Source organism: Seonamhaeicola sp. ABD4_340 (assembly GCF_056312135.1).
In genome coordinates this window covers 3246973-3264492 of record NZ_CM149981.1, presented here as the reverse complement: position 1 = coordinate 3264492, position 17520 = coordinate 3246973, and the positions used below count along the sequence as shown (strand labels likewise).

General features: G+C 33.0%; 14 protein-coding genes. 10 read left to right on the top strand and 4 right to left on the bottom strand.

The genetic code is table 11. The features are described from left to right. Window positions 1-49 precede the first annotated feature (49 nt). Window positions 50-1078: a threonine aldolase family protein gene (locus ACYX4H_RS14095; protein ID WP_476236914.1), complete on the top strand. Its 1029-nt coding sequence runs from the start codon at window positions 50-52 to the stop codon at window positions 1076-1078. Between the two features lie 2 nt (window positions 1079-1080). On the opposite strand, the gene ACYX4H_RS14090 is transcribed toward ACYX4H_RS14095, so the two are convergent. Next, window positions 1081-1404 carry a YbaB/EbfC family nucleoid-associated protein gene (locus ACYX4H_RS14090; RefSeq protein WP_475296476.1) on the bottom strand — a complete coding sequence of 108 codons (324 nt, stop codon included), beginning with the start codon at window positions 1402-1404 and terminating at the stop codon, window positions 1081-1083. A gap of 70 nt (window positions 1405-1474) precedes the next feature. Here ACYX4H_RS14090 and ACYX4H_RS14085 point away from each other — a divergent pair, with 70 nt between their 5' ends. From ACYX4H_RS14085 to capB, 3 genes are all read left to right on the top strand, one after another. Next, entirely contained in the window at window positions 1475-3535 is a 2061-nt protein-coding gene (locus ACYX4H_RS14085) for a S9 family peptidase (protein ID WP_476236913.1), read from the top strand. Between the two features lie 76 nt (window positions 3536-3611). Continuing rightward, on the top strand, window positions 3612-4652 hold the full coding sequence (gene capA / locus ACYX4H_RS14080; protein WP_475296474.1) for a cysteate synthase: 1041 nt from the start codon (window positions 3612-3614) through the stop codon (window positions 4650-4652). A 242-nt stretch (window positions 4653-4894) separates the two neighbouring features. Then, window positions 4895-6154 (top strand): cysteate-C-fatty acyltransferase, encoded by a 1260-nt coding sequence (gene capB / locus ACYX4H_RS14075; protein WP_475296473.1) that lies wholly within the window; start codon window positions 4895-4897, stop codon window positions 6152-6154. A 59-nt stretch (window positions 6155-6213) separates the two neighbouring features. Here the strand turns inward: capB and ACYX4H_RS14070 are convergent, their stop codons facing one another. Then, window positions 6214-7332 carry a GTP cyclohydrolase gene (locus ACYX4H_RS14070; protein ID WP_476236912.1) on the bottom strand — a complete coding sequence of 373 codons (1119 nt, stop codon included), beginning with the start codon at window positions 7330-7332 and terminating at the stop codon, window positions 6214-6216. 30 nt (window positions 7333-7362) lie between these two features. Beyond that, window positions 7363-8397: a transporter gene (locus ACYX4H_RS14065; protein WP_476236911.1), complete on the bottom strand. Its 1035-nt coding sequence runs from the start codon at window positions 8395-8397 to the stop codon at window positions 7363-7365. Window positions 8398-8556: 159 nt separating this feature from the next. Here ACYX4H_RS14065 and ACYX4H_RS14060 point away from each other — a divergent pair, with 159 nt between their 5' ends. Genes ACYX4H_RS14060 through ACYX4H_RS14045 form a run of 4 tightly spaced genes read left to right on the top strand, consistent with a single transcriptional unit; the run spans window position 8557 to window position 13995 of the window. Further along, on the top strand, window positions 8557-8844 hold the full coding sequence (locus tag ACYX4H_RS14060) for a DUF4834 family protein (protein WP_475296470.1): 288 nt from the start codon (window positions 8557-8559) through the stop codon (window positions 8842-8844). 30 nt (window positions 8845-8874) lie between these two features. Continuing rightward, window positions 8875-11268 (top strand): YfhO family protein, encoded by a 2394-nt coding sequence (locus ACYX4H_RS14055; RefSeq protein WP_476236910.1) that lies wholly within the window; start codon window positions 8875-8877, stop codon window positions 11266-11268. Then, complete coding sequence (locus tag ACYX4H_RS14050; protein ID WP_476236909.1) at window positions 11261-12538, top strand: glycosyltransferase family 4 protein; 1278 nt, start codon at window positions 11261-11263, stop codon at window positions 12536-12538. Before ACYX4H_RS14055 ends, ACYX4H_RS14050 begins: the two co-directional genes overlap by 8 nt. Next, window positions 12538-13995 (top strand): lipopolysaccharide biosynthesis protein, encoded by a 1458-nt coding sequence (locus ACYX4H_RS14045; protein WP_476236908.1) that lies wholly within the window; start codon window positions 12538-12540, stop codon window positions 13993-13995. Before ACYX4H_RS14050 ends, ACYX4H_RS14045 begins: the two co-directional genes overlap by 1 nt. Window positions 13996-14066: 71 nt before the next feature. On the opposite strand, the gene ACYX4H_RS14040 is transcribed toward ACYX4H_RS14045, so the two are convergent. Next, window positions 14067-15242, bottom strand: a complete 1176-nt coding sequence (locus ACYX4H_RS14040) for a hypothetical protein (protein WP_476236907.1) — start codon at window positions 15240-15242, stop codon at window positions 14067-14069. A gap of 209 nt (window positions 15243-15451) precedes the next feature. On the opposite strand from ACYX4H_RS14040, the gene ACYX4H_RS14035 reads away from it, so the two are divergent. Continuing rightward, entirely contained in the window at window positions 15452-16285 is an 834-nt protein-coding gene (locus ACYX4H_RS14035) for a T9SS type A sorting domain-containing protein (RefSeq protein WP_476236906.1), read from the top strand. Between the two features lie 403 nt (window positions 16286-16688). Beyond that, window positions 16689-17300 (top strand): T9SS type A sorting domain-containing protein, encoded by a 612-nt coding sequence (locus tag ACYX4H_RS14030; RefSeq protein WP_476236905.1) that lies wholly within the window; start codon window positions 16689-16691, stop codon window positions 17298-17300. Window positions 17301-17520: the final 220 nt, after the last annotated feature.

Below are 17520 nucleotides of genomic sequence, written 5' to 3'. Positions count from 1 at the left end.
AAAAACTTTAGATATTTTTTTAGTTTTATCTTTTTAATTTCTCAAAGTAATGAAAATAGACCTAAGAAGTGATACTGTTACCAAACCAAGTACTCAAATGCTTGATGTTATGATGCAAGCCTCTGTGGGCGATGATGTTTTTGGTGAAGATGAAACTATAAACCTGTTAGAGCAAAAGGTTGCTAATATGTTTGGTAAAGACAACGCTTTGTTTTTTCCTAGCGGTACTATGGCCAACCAAACCGCTATTAAATTACACACGCAACCAGGTAATCAGGTTATTTGTGATACCTATGCGCATATTTATAATTATGAGTCTGGTGGTGTTGCATTTAATAGTGGTGTATCTTGTAAATTGTTACAAGGTAATAATGGTAGGTTTACAGCAGAACAGGTTGAAGCAGCTATAAACCCTGCCGATTATTGGTATGCCGAAACCCGCTTAGTAGCTTTAGAAAACACTACTAATAAAGGTGGCGGTGCTTGTTGGGATTTTACTGAAATTGAAAAAATAAAAACGCTTTGCGTAGACAAAAATTTAGGACTTCATTTAGATGGTGCCAGACTTTGGAATGCTTTAGTTGCTAAAAATGAAACCACCCAGCAATATGGTGCTGTTTTTAATACCATATCAGTTTGTTTAAGCAAAGGTTTGGGTTGCCCTGTAGGATCTGTTTTAATTGGTGATGCTGCTATTATGAAAAACGCTCAAAGAATTCGTAAGGTTTTTGGCGGAAATATGAGACAAGCAGGATATTTGGCTGCCGCAGGTATTTATGCTTTAGAGAATAATATTAAGCGTTTAGCCGAAGATCACCAAAAAGCAAAAGATATTGGTGACATACTAAAAGGTTTGTCAATCATAAAAAAAGTTGAGCCTATTGAAACCAATATTGTAATTTTTGAGCTAAACCTCAATGTTAACGAAACACATTTTTTAAATAAACTAACAGAACATAACATTCATATTATTAGTATGGGAAGCAATAAACTGCGTATGGTAACACATTTAGATTATACTAATGATATGCATGAAGTACTGTTAAAGATTTTAAAAAACACTAATTTTAACAAATAACTTTATTTAAACATATCCATACCCGGAATATTCGGTAAGCCTTCTTTGGCAGCAGCAGCAAGTTCAGCTTCGTTTATTTTAGAGGCTTTTTCAATAGCCTTATTAAGCGTTAAAACTAAGTAATCTTCAAGTTGTTCTTTGTCCTCAAGTAACGCATCGTCTATGTCTAAGCCTTTAATTTCTCTATTGGCTGTAATGGTCACTTTAAGTTTATTGTCTGTACTAGCTTCATCAATTAAAACGGTATCTAAACGTTTTCTTGTTTCTTCAACTTTTTTCTGGGTTTCTTTAAGTTTACCCATCATATTCATCATATCTCCAAACATATCGTATCAATTTTTTTATAAATACAAAACTATTTAATTTTATATTTGTGCGCTAAAATTTAACATTAATTTGAAAAAGACCATAACGCCACCAAAAGCAAAAAAAACACCCAAAAAACTTCAAGCGCATAATGATGTTAGGGTAGACAACTATTTTTGGCTTAATAACAGAGAAGACCAAGCTGTAATAGATTATTTAGAAGCCGAAAATGACTATACAAACCGTATTTTAAAGCATACTGAAGCTTTTCAAAACACACTATTTGAAGAAATGAAAGGCCGTATTAAAGAAGATGATGAAACTGTACCATATAAATTAAACGGCTATTGGTATATTACACGTTTTGAAAAAGATAAAGGTTACCCAATTTACACCCGTAAAAAGGGAACACTAGATGCCGAAGAAGAGGTATTGTTTGATTGTAATGAAATGGCCAAAAACCAAACGTATTTTAAGTTAGGCAGCATAGCTATTAGCCCTGATAATAAGCTAGCGGCTTTCACAACCGATTTGGTAAGTAGACGTCAATATACCGTACAAATAAAAAATTTAGAAACAGGCGAAATTTTAAAAGATACCATTAAAAACACCACTGGTAGCATAACCTGGGCAAATGACAATAAAACACTTTTTTATGCTTTAAAAGACGCGGTTACACTACGTTCGCATAAAATATGCAAACATTTTTTAGGAAGTCCTGTTAGTAATGATGTTGAAGTATTTCATGAAACTGATGATACCTTCAATACCTTCGTTTACAAAACAAAATCTAGAAAATACATTGTTATTGGTTCTTCAAGTACCTTGTCTACCGAGTATAGGTTTTTAAATGCCAATACGCCCGAGGCTGATTTCACAATATTTCAAGAAAGACAACCCGATTTAGAGTATAGTATTTCACATTATAACAACGCCTTTTATATAATGGCAAATAATGATGGTGCTACCAATTTCAAACTTTTAAAAACACCCGAAACCGCCACAAATATTAATAATTGGGAAGAAGTTTTACCCCACAGAGATCACGTTTTGTTAGAGGATATTGAAATTTTTAAAGACTTTTTGGTGATAAATGAACGTGAAAACGGTTTGAATAAATTACGTATTATGAGTTGGAATGGTGAAGAAGATTATTACTTGCCGTTTAACTCTGAAACCTATACCGCTTACATTGGCAGTAACCCAGATTTTGAAAGCAACACACTACGCTACGGTTTTAATGCTTTAAATACACCAAGTTCTGTTATTGATTATGATTTAGAAACCAAACAAAGCACTATAAAAAAAGAACAACAAGTATTGGGTGGTAAATTTAATAAAGCCAATTATGCAACAAAACGTGTGTGGGTTACCGCACGCGATGGTGTTAAAGTACCCGTATCTTTAATATATAAAAATGATGTGGTTTTAAATGGCGAAAACCCCTTGTTGCAATATGCCTACGGATCGTATGGCTCTACCGTAGATCCGTCATTTTCTTCCATTCGTTTAAGTTTATTAGATCGTGGTTTTATTTATGCCATAGCACACATTAGAGGTAGTGAATATTTAGGACGAGATTGGTATGAAAACGGCAAATTGCTTACCAAAAAAAATACGTTTTATGATTTTATTGATGTATCTAAATATCTTATAGAAAACAAGTACACATCTAGCAAACATTTGTACGCTTACGGCGGGTCTGCAGGTGGTTTACTCATGGGGGCTGTAATGAATATGAATCCTGAATTATATAATGGTATTATTGCAGCTGTACCATTTGTTGATGTGGTTACTACTATGTTAGATGACACCATACCATTAACCACAGGCGAGTATGATGAGTGGGGCAACCCTAATGAAGAAACTTATTATCATTACATGAAATCATATTCACCCTATGATAATGTAGAAGCTAAAGCATACCCCAATGTATTAGTAACAACAGGTTTGCATGATTCGCAAGTGCAATACTGGGAACCTGCAAAATGGGTAGCTAAGCTACGCGACTTAAAAACAGACCACAATATTTTACTATTACAAACCGATATGGATGCGGGGCATGGTGGTGCTTCTGGCCGATTTGAAAGTTTAAAAGAAGTGGCCCTAGAATATGCTTTTTTATTAGATTTAGAAGGTATTAATGCTTAATTTAAAAAAAAAACTTATTTTTGTCAGGTTTTAAGTCGCGTTTTAATAATACATTGCGCCCTTTAAAAAGCATTTAATGAAACAAGACAGTAAGGTTTACAACAGTTTTTTAGACTTAATTGGCAACACCCCGCTTGTTAAGCTTAATAAAATAACCTCAGATTTTGAAGGTGATTTCTATGCAAAAATAGAATCTTTCAATCCGGGTCAATCATCTAAAGATAGAATAGCACTTTATATAATAGAGGAAGCCGAAAGAAAAGGTATTTTAAAACCAGGCGATACTATTATTGAAACTACATCAGGCAATACAGGTTTTAGTATTGCTATGGTTAGTATTATAAAAGGCTATGAGTGTGTATTAGCAGTAAGCTCTAAATCTTCACCAGATAAAATAGACATGCTAAAAACCATGGGCGCCAAAGTATATGTGTGTCCTGCACACGTAAGTGCCGATGATCCTAGATCTTATTATGAGGTTGCAAAACGGTTACACCAAGAGCGTAAAGGCTCAGTGTACATTAACCAGTATTTTAATGAGTTAAATATTGATGCGCATTACCACTCTACAGGTCCTGAAATTTGGGAACAAACAGAAGGTAACATAACGCATTTAGTAGCTTGTAGTGGTACTGGAGGTACTATTTCGGGTACAGCTAGGTATTTAAAAGAGCAAAACCCTAATATTAAAGTAATAGGTATTGATGCTTTTGGATCGGTTATAAAAAAATACCACGAAACACGTGAGTTTGATGAAAAAGAAATTTACCCTTACCGTATTGAAGGTCTAGGTAAAAATTTAATTCCTGCAGCTACAGATTTTGATGTTATTGATGAATTTGTAAAAGTAACAGACGAAGAAAGCGCACACACCGCAAGAGAAATTGCCAGAACAGAAGGTATGTTTGTAGGCTATACATCAGGCGCTGTAGTACAAGGCTTAAAACAATTAGGAGAAGCAGGAACCTTTAAAAAAGGCGATAAAGTAGTGGTTATTTTTCCAGATCATGGTTCAAGATACATGAGTAAAGTGTACAGTGATAAGTGGATGAATGATCAAGGATTTTTTGATAGTGTTAATGAAGAAACACTTGAAAAAGTTCAATATATAAAGTAAAAAATATACTTTTTTATAAAAGAGATTGTATTTTGTTTAAAAGCAAAATTTAATCTCTTTTATTTTATAATAATTGCGTGCTAAAAATTATGTTCAAAACAATTAAATAATTAATTTTGCACGAACTAACTAAGGTATTAAACTAATATGTTTTGTCCTTTAAAAATGGACTTGTTTAACACAGCAAACAATCACCTTAATTAGTGATATCTTAGAATTAAATAGCGTTAAGACATTTTTAAATGAAGGATTTATTTGAAAAAATTTATAAAGACAAAGGGCCGTTAGGTAAGTGGGCATCACAAGCAGAAGGGTACTTTGTGTTTCCTAAATTAGAAGGAGAAATTTCAAATAGAATGAAATTTCAAGGGAAAGAAGTTATTACTTGGAGTATAAACGATTATTTAGGTTTAGCAAATCACCCAGAAGTAAGAAAGGTTGATGCTGAAGCTGCTGCACAATACGGTTCTGCATACCCAATGGGCGCACGTATGATGTCTGGTCACACAGATTTGCATGAAAAACTTCAAAATGAATTAGCTTCATTTGTAAAAAAAGAAGCGGCATATCTTTTGAATTTTGGTTACCAAGGTATGGTATCTACCATAGATGCTTTGGTTTCTAAAGATGATATTATTGTGTATGATGTTGATGCACACGCATGTATTATTGATGGTGTGCGTTTACACATGGGTAAGCGTTTTACTTACAAACACAACGATGTTGAAAGTTTAGAAAAAAACTTAGAGCGTGCCGCTAAAATGGCAGAACAAACCGGTGGTGGTATTTTAGTTATTTCTGAAGGTGTTTTTGGTATGCGAGGCGAACAAGGACGCTTAAAAGAAATTGTAGCTTTAAAAAAGAAATTCAATTTCAGATTATTTGTAGATGATGCACACGGTTTTGGTACGTTAGGTGCTACGGGTGCAGGTGCAGGTGAGGAGCAAGGTGTGCAAGATGATATTGATGTATACTTTGCAACCTTTGCAAAATCTTTAGCAAGTACTGGTGCTTTTATTGCTGGTGATAAAGAAATTATAGATTATTTAAAATATAACTTACGTTCTCAAATGTTTGCCAAATCACTACAAATGCAGTTGGTGGTTGGTGCTTTAAAACGTTTAGAAATGTTAAGAACCATGCCAGAATTAAAAGCAAAACTTTGGGAAAATGTAACAGCTTTACAGTCTGGTTTAAAAGATCGTGGTTTTGATATTGGTACTACACAAAGTTGTGTAACACCTGTATATTTAAAAGGAAGTATTCCTGAAGCCATGGCTTTGGTTAAAGATTTACGTGAAAATTACGGTATATTCTGTTCTATTGTAGTGTATCCTGTAATACCAAAAGGTTTAATTTTATTAAGATTAATACCTACGGCTTCACATACCTTAGATGATGTAAATGAAACACTTGCTGCCTTTGAAGGGATTAGAGACAGGTTAGAAAACGGTACTTATAAGCGTTTATCTGCCGCTGTTATGGCAGCAATGGGTGAGTAATAAACTAATTAATTATTCTCATAAAAAAAGTCCGAATTTAAAATTCGGACTTTTTGTTTTTATAAATCTTTTCTAAACGTTTTACGCTTTCGGTACACTTCAGGGTTAAAATGTTTCCAAATTTGATGAATGGCAATGTTGTCTTCTAGTTCTGGTGTTCTATAGCAGAATTCTATACCTTTTTCAGTAAATGTTTTATAATATTCATTAAAAATTACCGCATGTACGCCTTTATTTTGGTAATCTGGATGTATACCAATAAGGTAAAAATTAACATCTTTACTGTGCTTTTTAGCTTTTAAAATATGCCTAAAACCAAATGGGAACAGTTTGCCATTGGCTTTTTGTAAAGCTTTTGCAAATGAAGGCATTACAATAGCAAAGCCTATTAAATTATTGTCTTTATCAACTACAAACTTTATGTATTCTGGGTTTACAAAACTTATAAACTTCTTTTTAAAATAGGCTTTTTGAATATCGGTTATAGCTACAAATGACGATAAGGAAGCATAGGTTTTATTAAATAAATCAAACATTTTATCAACATACGGCATAACTTCTGATGTTTTAGTAAAGTTTAATGCGGTAAGTTGGTAACGTCTTTTAATAAGTGCTTGTGCCTTTTCAAAGGTTTCAGGTTTTACATTGCTAAACGGAAATTTACTTTCTATGTATCTTTTTTCAATTTTAAATCCAGCAGCTTCGTAATGTTTTGTGTAATAGGGATGATTATACCATGTTACCATAGGCGCATTATGCTCAAAACCATCTGTAATAACACCAACTTTATCAAGGTTTGAAAACCCAACAGGCCCTTCGGTATATTCTAAATTGTGTGCTTTTCCTATAGCTTCAACTTTGTTTAATAAGGCTTTTGATACTTCTAAATCATCTATAAAATCAAACCAGCCAAAACGCATTTTTAATTGTTTTTGGTCTTTTACCTCAAGCCAATTTATAATGGCCGCCACTCTACCAACTACGGTATTATTTTTATAAGCTAAAAATAGCGTAGCTTCAGCATCATTAAATACAGGGTTTTCATTGGTGTCAAAAGTTTTTAGCTCTTGACTAATAATTGGTGGTGTCCAGTATGGTGAATTTTTATAGAGTGTAAATGGAAATTTAACAAAGGTTTTTAAGGCCTTCTTATTGCTAACTTCTTTAATTGTAATCATATACAGTTAACGTCTTTAGGGTTATTTCGTTTAATCAAAATCTATACTTTGCTTTTTTTGTTTTTTAGGGCTATCATCATCATCGGTAGTATTTTTACGCTTTTTAGAGGCTTTTTTAGATCTTTTTTTACCGTTTTTTCTATCGCGTCTATCACCTTCATCTTCAGCGCTTGTGCCATTATCTATTTTTGGGTCTTTATGAAAATCTAACCTGTAAGAGGCGCCTATACTGGCATTAAAAACAGATGGCGTGTCTTTGGTGTTAAAGGTTATGGCGGCATCTAACTGAAAATCTTTTCCAAATAAGCGTGCGCCACCAACTCTAAATAAGTTATCGGCATAAAAATCACTTTTAATGCCTTGTGCTTCACCAAAAATAACCCATTGAGGGTTAAATGCATGTGTAAGGGTAAGTATATATTGAAAATCAGATTGATCTGTACCAATACGGTCTTTAATTAAATTCATAACAAAAACCCAACCGCCAGAAAAATTATTTTGTGTAGCAATCATTACTTTTGGGCTAATGCCTTCAACACCTGGTGCGGTATATGGGTTGTTTTTAGTATCATAATTAATTCCTGCAAAAATTGAAACTGCCGGTATTAAATTACGCCATTTAAAACTGTGATTAGCTTTCCAGCTGTATAAGTTTGGCTTGTTAGCTTCTTCATTTTTATAGGGGTCAAAAATTAAGTATTTAGCACCTAAAGCCAAATGTTTAAAGTTTGCTCTGTCTTCTTCGGCACCTTCTTGGTAGGTGTATGTTTTTGTATCATTTTGGTAAGCACCTTCTATATTAATTTCTAATTGCTCAAATAAAAAGCCGTAGCGTACTGCAAAATCTGCACCTAAGCCAGAAACTTCGTAAGTGGTTGCGGGTGTGCGTTTTTCTTTTACAAAATAGGGGCCAACTTCAAATTGTACTACGTTTTTACCTACAGAAAAGGCGCTTCTAGAAACACCAGGTCTGTTAGAGTTTATAACATCGGTATATTGGCTAAAAGCGTTTAAGCTTAAAAAACACATTAAGGCTGCAAAGATAGATTTGTATGGCTTCATCATTAAAAATTAGGTGTTATAAAGAACAAAATAGGGGTTGTTGCAAGGGGCTGTTACCTCAAATTTAGTTATCAAATATATATATTTTATACTTTTTTTATCAGTTTTAAACGTTTTTTAAGTATATAGAATTGTATTTTTGTTTTTTAAAAAAGAATTTTCATGCAACAATTTGCATCTGCCACAGGTTTAGTAAAAATGATTCTTATCATTTTGTTAATTTATTTTGGTGTTAAAATATTAGCACGTTTGTTTTCGCCATTTTTAATAAAGTTTGTAGCCAAAAAAGCCGAAGAGCGCTTTGGACAACAGTTTAACGGGAATTTTCAAAATAGAAAGACTCAAGAAAAACCTAAAAAGGAGGGCGAAGTTACCATAGATAAAATACCAACGCGTAAAACATCAAATAAAGATGTTGGAGATTACGTGGATTTCGAAGAAATTGATTAATTTCACAACCATTGATTTTAAAGCACCTTCATGCAACTTTCATTTAAAAAAATCTGGCCTCATGTACTTGTTTTACTGGGGTTTGTAGTTATATCTTTAGCATATTTTAGTCCTGTTTTACAAGGAAAAGCTATTTTTCAAAGTGACATCAAACAATACATTGGGATGTCTAAACAACAAAAAGATTATAGGGCGCAAACAGGCGAAGAAACTTATTGGACTAATAGTGCCTTTGGTGGTATGCCAACCTATCAATTAGGTGCTAAATATCCACATAATTATATAAAAAATTTGGATTTAGCACTGCGGTTCTTGCCAAGACCAGCCGATTATTTATTCTTATATTTATTAGGTTTTTATGTTTTAATGCTGGTATTAAAAGTAGATTTTAAACTGGCAGCTGTTGGTGCACTAGCATTTGGCTTTTCAACCTATTTAATTATAATTTTAGGCGTTGGGCATAATAGTAAAGCACATGCTATTGCTTATATGCCTCTGGTTTTAAGTGGTATATTGCTAACGTTTCAAAAAAAATATATTGCTGGTTTTTTATTAACTACGGTGGCTATGGGGTTAGAAATTGTGTCTAACCATTTTCAAATGACCTATTATTTACTGCTATTGGTACTTGTTTTAGGCGTTGTTTACTTAATAGATGCATTTAAAAAACAAGTGTTACCGCATTATTTTAAATCGGTTGGGGTATTGGTGTTAGCTGTAATTTTATCTATTGGCTTAAATGCTACAGGTGTTTTGGCAACCCAAGAATACGTAAAAGAAAGTACCAGAGGTAAAAGTGAATTAACTATTAATGAAGATGGTTCACCTAAAGAAGTTACTTCGGGTTTAGATAGAGATTACATCACTCAGTTTAGTTACGGTATTGTTGAGACTTTTAATTTGTACATACCGCGTTTTATGGGTGGTGGAAATTTTGAACATGTTGGGAAAGATTCACAAACCTATAAAAAATTCAGGTCTCAAGAAGCGCCAACGTATTGGGGTAATCAGCCCATTGTTGAAGCGCCTGCCTATGTGGGTGCGGTGGTTATTTTCTTGTTTGTTTTAGGGTTGTTTTTAGTAAAAGGTCGCTTAAAATGGTGGTTAGTAGGTGGCACAGTAATGTCTTTGCTGCTTTCTTATGGTAAAAATTTAGGGTTTTTAACCAATTTTTTTATTGATTATGTGCCACTATACAATAAATTTAGAGCCGTAAGTTCTATTCAGGTTATACTAGAATTATGTGTACCTGTGCTGGGTATATTTGCTTTAGCACGATTGCTTAACGATTTTGAAAAAGAAGATGAAAAATTTAAAGCGCTTAAATATACAACCATCATTACCGCAGGTTTAGCTGTAGTATTTTTGTTGTTTAAAAACACATTGTTTACTTTTTCCGGTGCAAATGATGGGTACTATTTGCAAAGTTACGGACAAGATTTTCTAAACGCTGTAAAAGATGATAGAAAAGCTATGTTTACTGCCGATACTTTCCGTACCCTAGTTCTGGTACTACTAGCCGTGGGTACTGTGTTTTTCTTTCTAAAAAAGAAATTAAAAGAAACCGGCGTTATTACAGTTTTTGCTATACTTATTTTATTCGATTTGGTGCTTGTAGATAGGCGTTATGTGAATAATGACGATTTTGTAGCAGCTATTAAAGTGAATAAGCCATTTTCAGCCACCACAGCTGATAACGATATTTTAAAAGACGAAGGTCATTTTAGAGTGTTTGATGTGACTAATGAAGGGTTGCAAAATCGCACCAGAGCATCGTATTTCCATAACTCATTAAATGGCTATAACGCGGCAGAATTAAAACGCTATCGCGAAGTTTTCGATTTTTATATTGCGAAAAACAATATAAATGTGCTTAACATGCTTAATACAAAATATGTAATTATTGATGGTGAAAAAGGCCCATCGGCATTGTTGAATGATGAGGCTAATGGTAATGCTTGGTTTGTAAAAACTGTAGAAAAGGTAGCTACGGCCAACGATGAAATTTTAGCTTTAGATAGTTTAAATACTAAACACAAAGCCGTTTACACACATGGCACAATAGCAAAACAAAATTTTGAATTAGACTCTCTATCAAATATTGAGCTACAGGAAGTTGCTCCTAATTACTTAAAGTACAAATCTAAGAACAATCACGATGGTTTTGCGGTGTTTTCAGAGGTTTATTATGGTAATGGCTGGAAAACACTTTTAGATGGTAAACCAACAACACACATGCGCGTTAATTACACGTTGCGTGGTATGCAAATACCAAAAGGCACACATACTATTGAATTTGTTTTTGATCCGCAAGTGGTTAAAACAGGTAGTCGTATTGCTTTAGGCAGTTCGGTTTTATTAGTGCTTTTGCTAGCAGGAGGATTGTTTTTTGAATTTAAGAAAACACAAGAAAAAGGTGCCTAAAAAAGCGCTCATAATAACATATTATTGGCCGCCTGCGGGTGGCCCGGGCGTACAGCGTTGGTTGAAATTTGTAAAATATCTGCCAAATTTTAATGTAGAACCTATTGTTTTTGTTCCTGAAAATCCTAATTATGCTTTAACTGATGCTAGTTTAACTCAAGATGTTTCAAAAGATTTGCAACTATTAAAGCTTCCTATTAAAGAGCCTTACAAGTTAGCACGTTTTCTTTCAAAAAAGAAATCAAATACCATGAGTAAGGGTATCATTTCAGATTATAAAAACCAGAGCTTTATTGAAAAAACCATGCTATTTGTGCGTGGTAATTTTTTTATTCCAGATGCTAGGAAACATTGGGTGGCGCCTGCTACTCAGTATCTGTCAGAATATATTGAAAAAAATCCAGTAGACGTTGTTATTACTACTGGTCCGCCGCATAGTTTACACTTAATTGGTATGCAATTAAAAAAACAATTACACGTTAAGTGGTTGGCAGATTTTAGAGATCCGTGGACAACCATTGGGTATCACAAAAAACTTAAACTCACAAAATGGGCTAAAAGGAAACATTTGTTTCTAGAAAAGCAGGTGTTAAATACAGCAGACAGGGTAGTGGTTACTAGTTTTGTAACTAAGCAGGAATTTACTAAACTCACTAATAAACCTATTGATGTTATAACTAATGGCTATGACTATGAAAAAGTGCCAACCGTAGCCTTGGATACTAAATTTTCTATAGCGCATATTGGGTCTTTGTTGTCAAAACGAAATCCTGAAATTTTATGGCGCGTGTTGCAAGATTTAGTGCAAAAAAATCCTGAATTTAAACATGATTTGCAACTCAATTTCATTGGCGCTGTTAGTGATGATATATTACAGTCTATAAAAAAACATAATTTAAGTGATAGTGTAAATGTGTTTGGGTATTTACCTCATAAAGAGGCTATTGTATTTCAAAAAAAATCACAGGTATTATTGTTGGTTGAAATTGATTCAGAAGAAACACGATGCATTATTCCAGGTAAGTTGTTTGAGTATATGGTGTCAAACAGACCTATAATTTCGTTAGGTCCTGAAGGTTCTGATGTTGAAAATATTATTAAAGAAACCAACACCGGACTGTATTTTAATTATAATGCTTATGAAGCATTAAAAGCTGCTATTTTAAATCATTACAAGGCTTATAGAAATAATAATTTAAAAGTACATGCAGTTGGTTTACAGAAGTATAGCAGAGAGGCTTTAACACAACAGTTAGCTACAATTATATAATGGGTATCGTTGCATCACAATCTTTAAAAAATGTAGCCTCTACGTATTTAGGCTTTATTATTGGCGCAATTAACACCTTATTTTTATACACCAATTTCCTATCTGGTGAATATTACGGTATGGTAGGGGTTATGCTATCTGCAGCACATGTTATGATGCCATTAATGGCCTTTGGCGTACACAATACCTTGGTTAAATTTTACAGTACGTTTAAAACGCGGGTTTCACTAAATAGTTTCTTAACAATAATGGTTTTATTGCCATTAGTTGTTATTGTGCCTGTAAGTATTATTGGGTATGTGTGTTATGAAGCTGTAGGTGATTTTCTAGCCTCTAAAAATACGCTTATAAAAAATTACGTGTGGCACACCATTGTTATTGCTATTGCTTTGGCGTATTTTGAAGTGTTTTTTGCCTGGGCAAAAGTGCAAATGAAAACGGTGTTTGGTAATTTTATGAAAGAGGTTTTTCATAGAGTGGCTTCCATGGTTTTATTATTTTGCTTGTATTTAGAACTGTTAACTGTAAAGCAGTTTATGGTAGGTTTGGTGTGTATGTATTTAATACGCATGCTTGTTATGATGTTTTATGCATTTAGTGTACGCGTGCCGGTTATAGTGTTTAAAAAAATTGGTAATATATCAGCTATTTTAAAATACACGTCGCTTATATTAATTGCAGGTTCTGTAGCTAGTATTTTATTAGATGTAGATAAGGTAATGTTAGGTAAACTATTAGTTGACTTAAATAATGTAGCGTATTATAATGTAGCGGTTTACATGGCTACTGTTATTGCAGTGCCACAACGTTCTATGCATCAAATTTTAATGCCATTATCGGCTAAATATCTAAATGAAAAAGATTTCGATGCTTTAGATGAATTATATAAAAAAAGCGCATTAAACCTTTTAATTATTAGCGGATGTATCTTCTTGTTAATAGTGCTTAATGTAAAACAATTTTATTTTTTAATTAATACACAATATAGTGTAGGGCTTTATGTGGTGTTGTTAATTAGTACCGCAAAATTGTATGATGCCATGTTAGGTAGTAATAATGCTATTTTGTTTAATAGTGATTATTATAGAGTTGTACTTTTGTTGGGCATTTTTTTAGCAGTGCTAACACTTATTTTAAACATTGTTTTTATACCAAAATATGGCATTAATGGGGCAGCCATGGCTACGTTTTTGGCTATTGTGTTTTATAATTCGGCTAAACTATTTTTTGTATATAAATACTTCAAAATACAACCTTTTACACGTAATAGCTTAAAAACAGGAATGTTAATATTTGGGTGTTTTGTTGTGTTTTATTTTTGGGATTTTTCTTTTACACCTATTCTAAATATAACTTTAAAATCTGCGTTAATTAGTGTGTTGTATCTTGTTGTGGTTTATAAGTTTAAGCTGTCTGAAGATATTGTGTACAACATAAATAAAATCTTAAAAAAATAAAAAAGAAAACCCCATGATGCTGCTTTGAGGCAAACGTATCACAGGGCTTTCCAACTAACCAACCAAAGTTATTATGATCTTCTTCTAGAGGTAGATCGTGTATTGTTGCTAGATGATTGTCTGTTTTGAGACACTCTAGCGTTATTATTTTTATTAACACTTCTTGTTACGGTTCTTTGCGGTACACTTTTACGCTGCTGTGTAGAGCTAGATCTTTGGTAACTTTTTTGCGGTGTTCTTGTTGCTTTTTTAGCTACTTGTGGCGCTCTTTTTGTGTTATTACTTTTATAGTTTCTAGACGTGTTTGTCTGTGGTTTACTGTATCTATTACTCTTTCTGGTAATATTAGTATTACTAGATCTATTAATAGTTGTATTTCTATTAGTAATAGTGTTTGCGTTTCTATTGTTTTTAGATATACTTCTAGAGCTATTGTTTTGTCTAACACCATTGTTTCTGCTGTATGTGTTATTGCTCTTTCTAGATACAGTAGCCTTAGTCATATGGCTTCGGTTTGTGCTATAGCGGTTAACACGTGTTATGTTTCTGTTACTGCGGTTAACGGTTGCGTAACTTCTGTTTCTTATAATGCTATGTCCACGTCTGCTTGCAACAGCTGTTCTAGGTCTGTAATTGTTATAAAATGGTCTTGAGTATACATATCTTACTGGTGTGTAATGTCTTCTATACGGCCTGTTGTAAACCACACAGTAATTCACTGCAGGTACTGCGTAGTATCTATGCCATGGGCGGTATACATAATTTCTATTATAAACATTTATAAAGCCTGTACAGTGTGAAAATGTATTGTATCTGTTGTAGTGTACGTATAAACCGCCCACTCTAGACACATATCCAAAGTTGTTGTAAAAAATGTTTATATTTCCAGCCTGTACAATACGGCCGTAGTGATCATAGTAAATTGGTGTGTTTTCAATTTGAATAATAGCTCCAAACTCGTCATATTGCACATAGGCATTATAATCATAGCCAGAATTAAAACTAACATGAATATTAGGTGAGCCAATTGATACATTGAACCTCGCATTACCTCTTACAATGTTAAAATCGAATTGTCCATCTCTAAACACCGAGAATTCAATACCATTTTCTACAAATATGAAAGAATTACTGTAGCCTCCAATATAAGCAGATGTGTTGTTACTATTGTTTTTGGTGGTTGTAACGGCATTAGCGGTAAATCCTGTAAGGATGAATCCAGCTAAAATGAATAGTATTTTTTTCATAATCTGTAAATTTAAATGTGAATACGTTTATGTAATACCAAACAGCGTGCCAAAAAATAAAACACCTTTTATGGGTTGTTTTTATTAAGATTAATTTCTTAAAAGAAACAAGGTAAAAAAACTTTTGTTGCAGTATTTTGAACAAATGTTCTGTATATTAGAGATGTATTTACTGATATTTGAAGTATTAACTACAAAAACTAAAATTTATGAAAAAAATTACTTTATTGTTTTCAGCGCTTTTTACAATCTCATTATGCCAAGCGCAATTGAATATTAATTTCGAGGAAACTCCAGATGGTCCATCTGTGATAGTTGAAAATTTTGATGATACTGGCGTAAGTCAATTCAATACTGTATCAGACCAAGATGGAGGAGGTGAGCTACATACCACAACAGTTGAAGCAATTCCAGGAGGTACAACAGGAAACCCTTCCACTAGGGCTTTAAAATTTGAAATTGGAGCCGCAAATACTTTTGCTTTTCATTATCCACTAATAAATATTCCTGGTAGTGCGTTAAATGCTTCTAATGGAAACTTTATTACCTTAAAAGTTTTGTCATCTGCTTCAGCTGTTGCAGGAGGAGAAACATCATTTAATTTTGGGTTAAAAGTTGGGTCTGGTGCTGTAGTTAATTACACAACAACCTATACGCCTACTAGCACAACCGAATGGCAAACTATAGGTTTTGATATCACAGGGTTTGCTACTGGTGTTACAAGGCTAGACATTGGGTTTGATCAAATAACAAGAAGTAATGTAGCAGGAGAAGTTACTTGGATAGATGATATTCAACAAGTAAATACATTATCTAACAATGTTATTCTAGCTAAACCATTAGATATTTATCCTAACCCAACTAAAGGAGAATTAATACTTTCAAAACCTAACCGCTTTAAGTCAATTACTGTGCATAACTTACTAGGGGCAGAAGTGAAATCTATGAAAGCTAAGGAGTCTATAGATATTTCTGATTTAGCCTCAGGGGTTTATATTTTAAAGACTGATACAGGCCTTACAAAAAAGATAATTAAAGAATAAGTTAAAAAATATTCCATTTAAAAGCCGCTTAAATAGCGGCTTTTTTGTTTTTTAAGTATCTATGTGCTACTCTTTTTTTATATAATTTTGAAAAATATAATAGGCGCTTATAAAAATAAACGAAACGCTAATTGTTTTTTTGTTTCAAAAGAAATTAATGTTTCAAGCCTTAAAGCAGGTTTGTATATTTTATCTACTAAAAACGGAAGCTTAAAATTTGTAAAATAATTAACTTGCTGTTATACAGGAAAAAAAAGACGATATTTATATCGTTTTTTTTGTTTTTGTTTTTTATATTTAAAAACAAATTTTGTAAATGAATTAATATTAACTAAAACAAAAACTAAACATTATGAAAAAAATTACTTTATTATTTACTGCGTTTTTAACAAGCTCAATTGCAATGGCGCAATTTTCCAATGTAACAATTAACACACAAACCCCAGCTGATTTCAGAGACTCACTAGCTGATGACACGCCTGGTACAGATTTAGCAATACTTCCCGAAGGAAATACTATTACTGTGGGGTTTGATTATACTGTTCAAGGAAATGAAATTTATGCTAGATTAGTTGGATCATCAGTTGTAGCTGGTTCTCAAGGAACAAGTCTAATAGTAGGAGGAACTGGAGCTATGCCTGTTTCAGGTACAGCAGCTTCTGTTACTTTTACTGTGCCTGATGTTACAGCAGATACACCTTGTAGAATACAACTTTTTAGCCCTGGTACTGATGGTGGAGGAAATACTGCATTCAATCATTTTAATTACATTGTTTTAGATCAAGTGACATTATCTAATAATGACTTTACGAAATCTAAACTAAATGCATATTACAGTACAGACTTAAAAGCGGTAATAGTTAAGGAGCAATTTACAGGTGATTATTCAATTTATAATTTAACAGGACAAGAGGTGCAAGCAGGAGGTATTTCAAACGATATTAATGTTTCTGGTTTAAAATCAGGGATTTATATTTTGTCTACAGAATATGGTAGTTTAAAATTTGCAAAATAATTTAAAAACATAATTAATTTGTTTGTGAAAAGAACGCTTAAAAAAGCGTTCTTTTTTTTTATTTACAGCTTTTCTATAAATACCTGCTTATGTTGAAACTTTGTTTCTCCTCAGGGTTTAGGTGCCTAAAAACGTCTTTATTATTACAGTTTCTTTACTTTTTTTGTGTACTTGATTAATTTTAAACGATATAATGCAACAGTGTAACAAAGGTTTGTTT

Bases quoted from the DNA above. Each gene is read 5' to 3' on its own strand.
- ACYX4H_RS14045 (WP_476236908.1), top strand. From the start codon at position 12,538: ATGGGTATCGTTGCATCACAATCTTTAAAAAATGTAGCCTCTACGTAT.
- ACYX4H_RS14095 (WP_476236914.1), top strand. From the start codon at position 50: ATGAAAATAGACCTAAGAAGTGATACTGTTACCAAACCAAGTACTCAA.
- ACYX4H_RS14060 (WP_475296470.1), top strand. From the start codon at position 8,557: ATGCAACAATTTGCATCTGCCACAGGTTTAGTAAAAATGATTCTTATC.
- ACYX4H_RS14070 (WP_476236912.1), bottom strand. From the start codon at position 7,332: ATGATTACAATTAAAGAAGTTAGCAATAAGAAGGCCTTAAAAACCTTT.
- ACYX4H_RS14055 (WP_476236910.1), top strand. From the start codon at position 8,875: ATGCAACTTTCATTTAAAAAAATCTGGCCTCATGTACTTGTTTTACTG.
- capB (WP_475296473.1), top strand. From the start codon at position 4,895: ATGAAGGATTTATTTGAAAAAATTTATAAAGACAAAGGGCCGTTAGGT.
- ACYX4H_RS14030 (WP_476236905.1), top strand. From the start codon at position 16,689: ATGGCGCAATTTTCCAATGTAACAATTAACACACAAACCCCAGCTGAT.
- ACYX4H_RS14035 (WP_476236906.1), top strand. From the start codon at position 15,452: ATGAAAAAAATTACTTTATTGTTTTCAGCGCTTTTTACAATCTCATTA.
- ACYX4H_RS14065 (WP_476236911.1), bottom strand. From the start codon at position 8,397: ATGATGAAGCCATACAAATCTATCTTTGCAGCCTTAATGTGTTTTTTA.
- ACYX4H_RS14090 (WP_475296476.1), bottom strand. From the start codon at position 1,404: ATGTTTGGAGATATGATGAATATGATGGGTAAACTTAAAGAAACCCAG.
- ACYX4H_RS14040 (WP_476236907.1), bottom strand. From the start codon at position 15,242: ATGAAAAAAATACTATTCATTTTAGCTGGATTCATCCTTACAGGATTT.
- capA (WP_475296474.1), top strand. From the start codon at position 3,612: ATGAAACAAGACAGTAAGGTTTACAACAGTTTTTTAGACTTAATTGGC.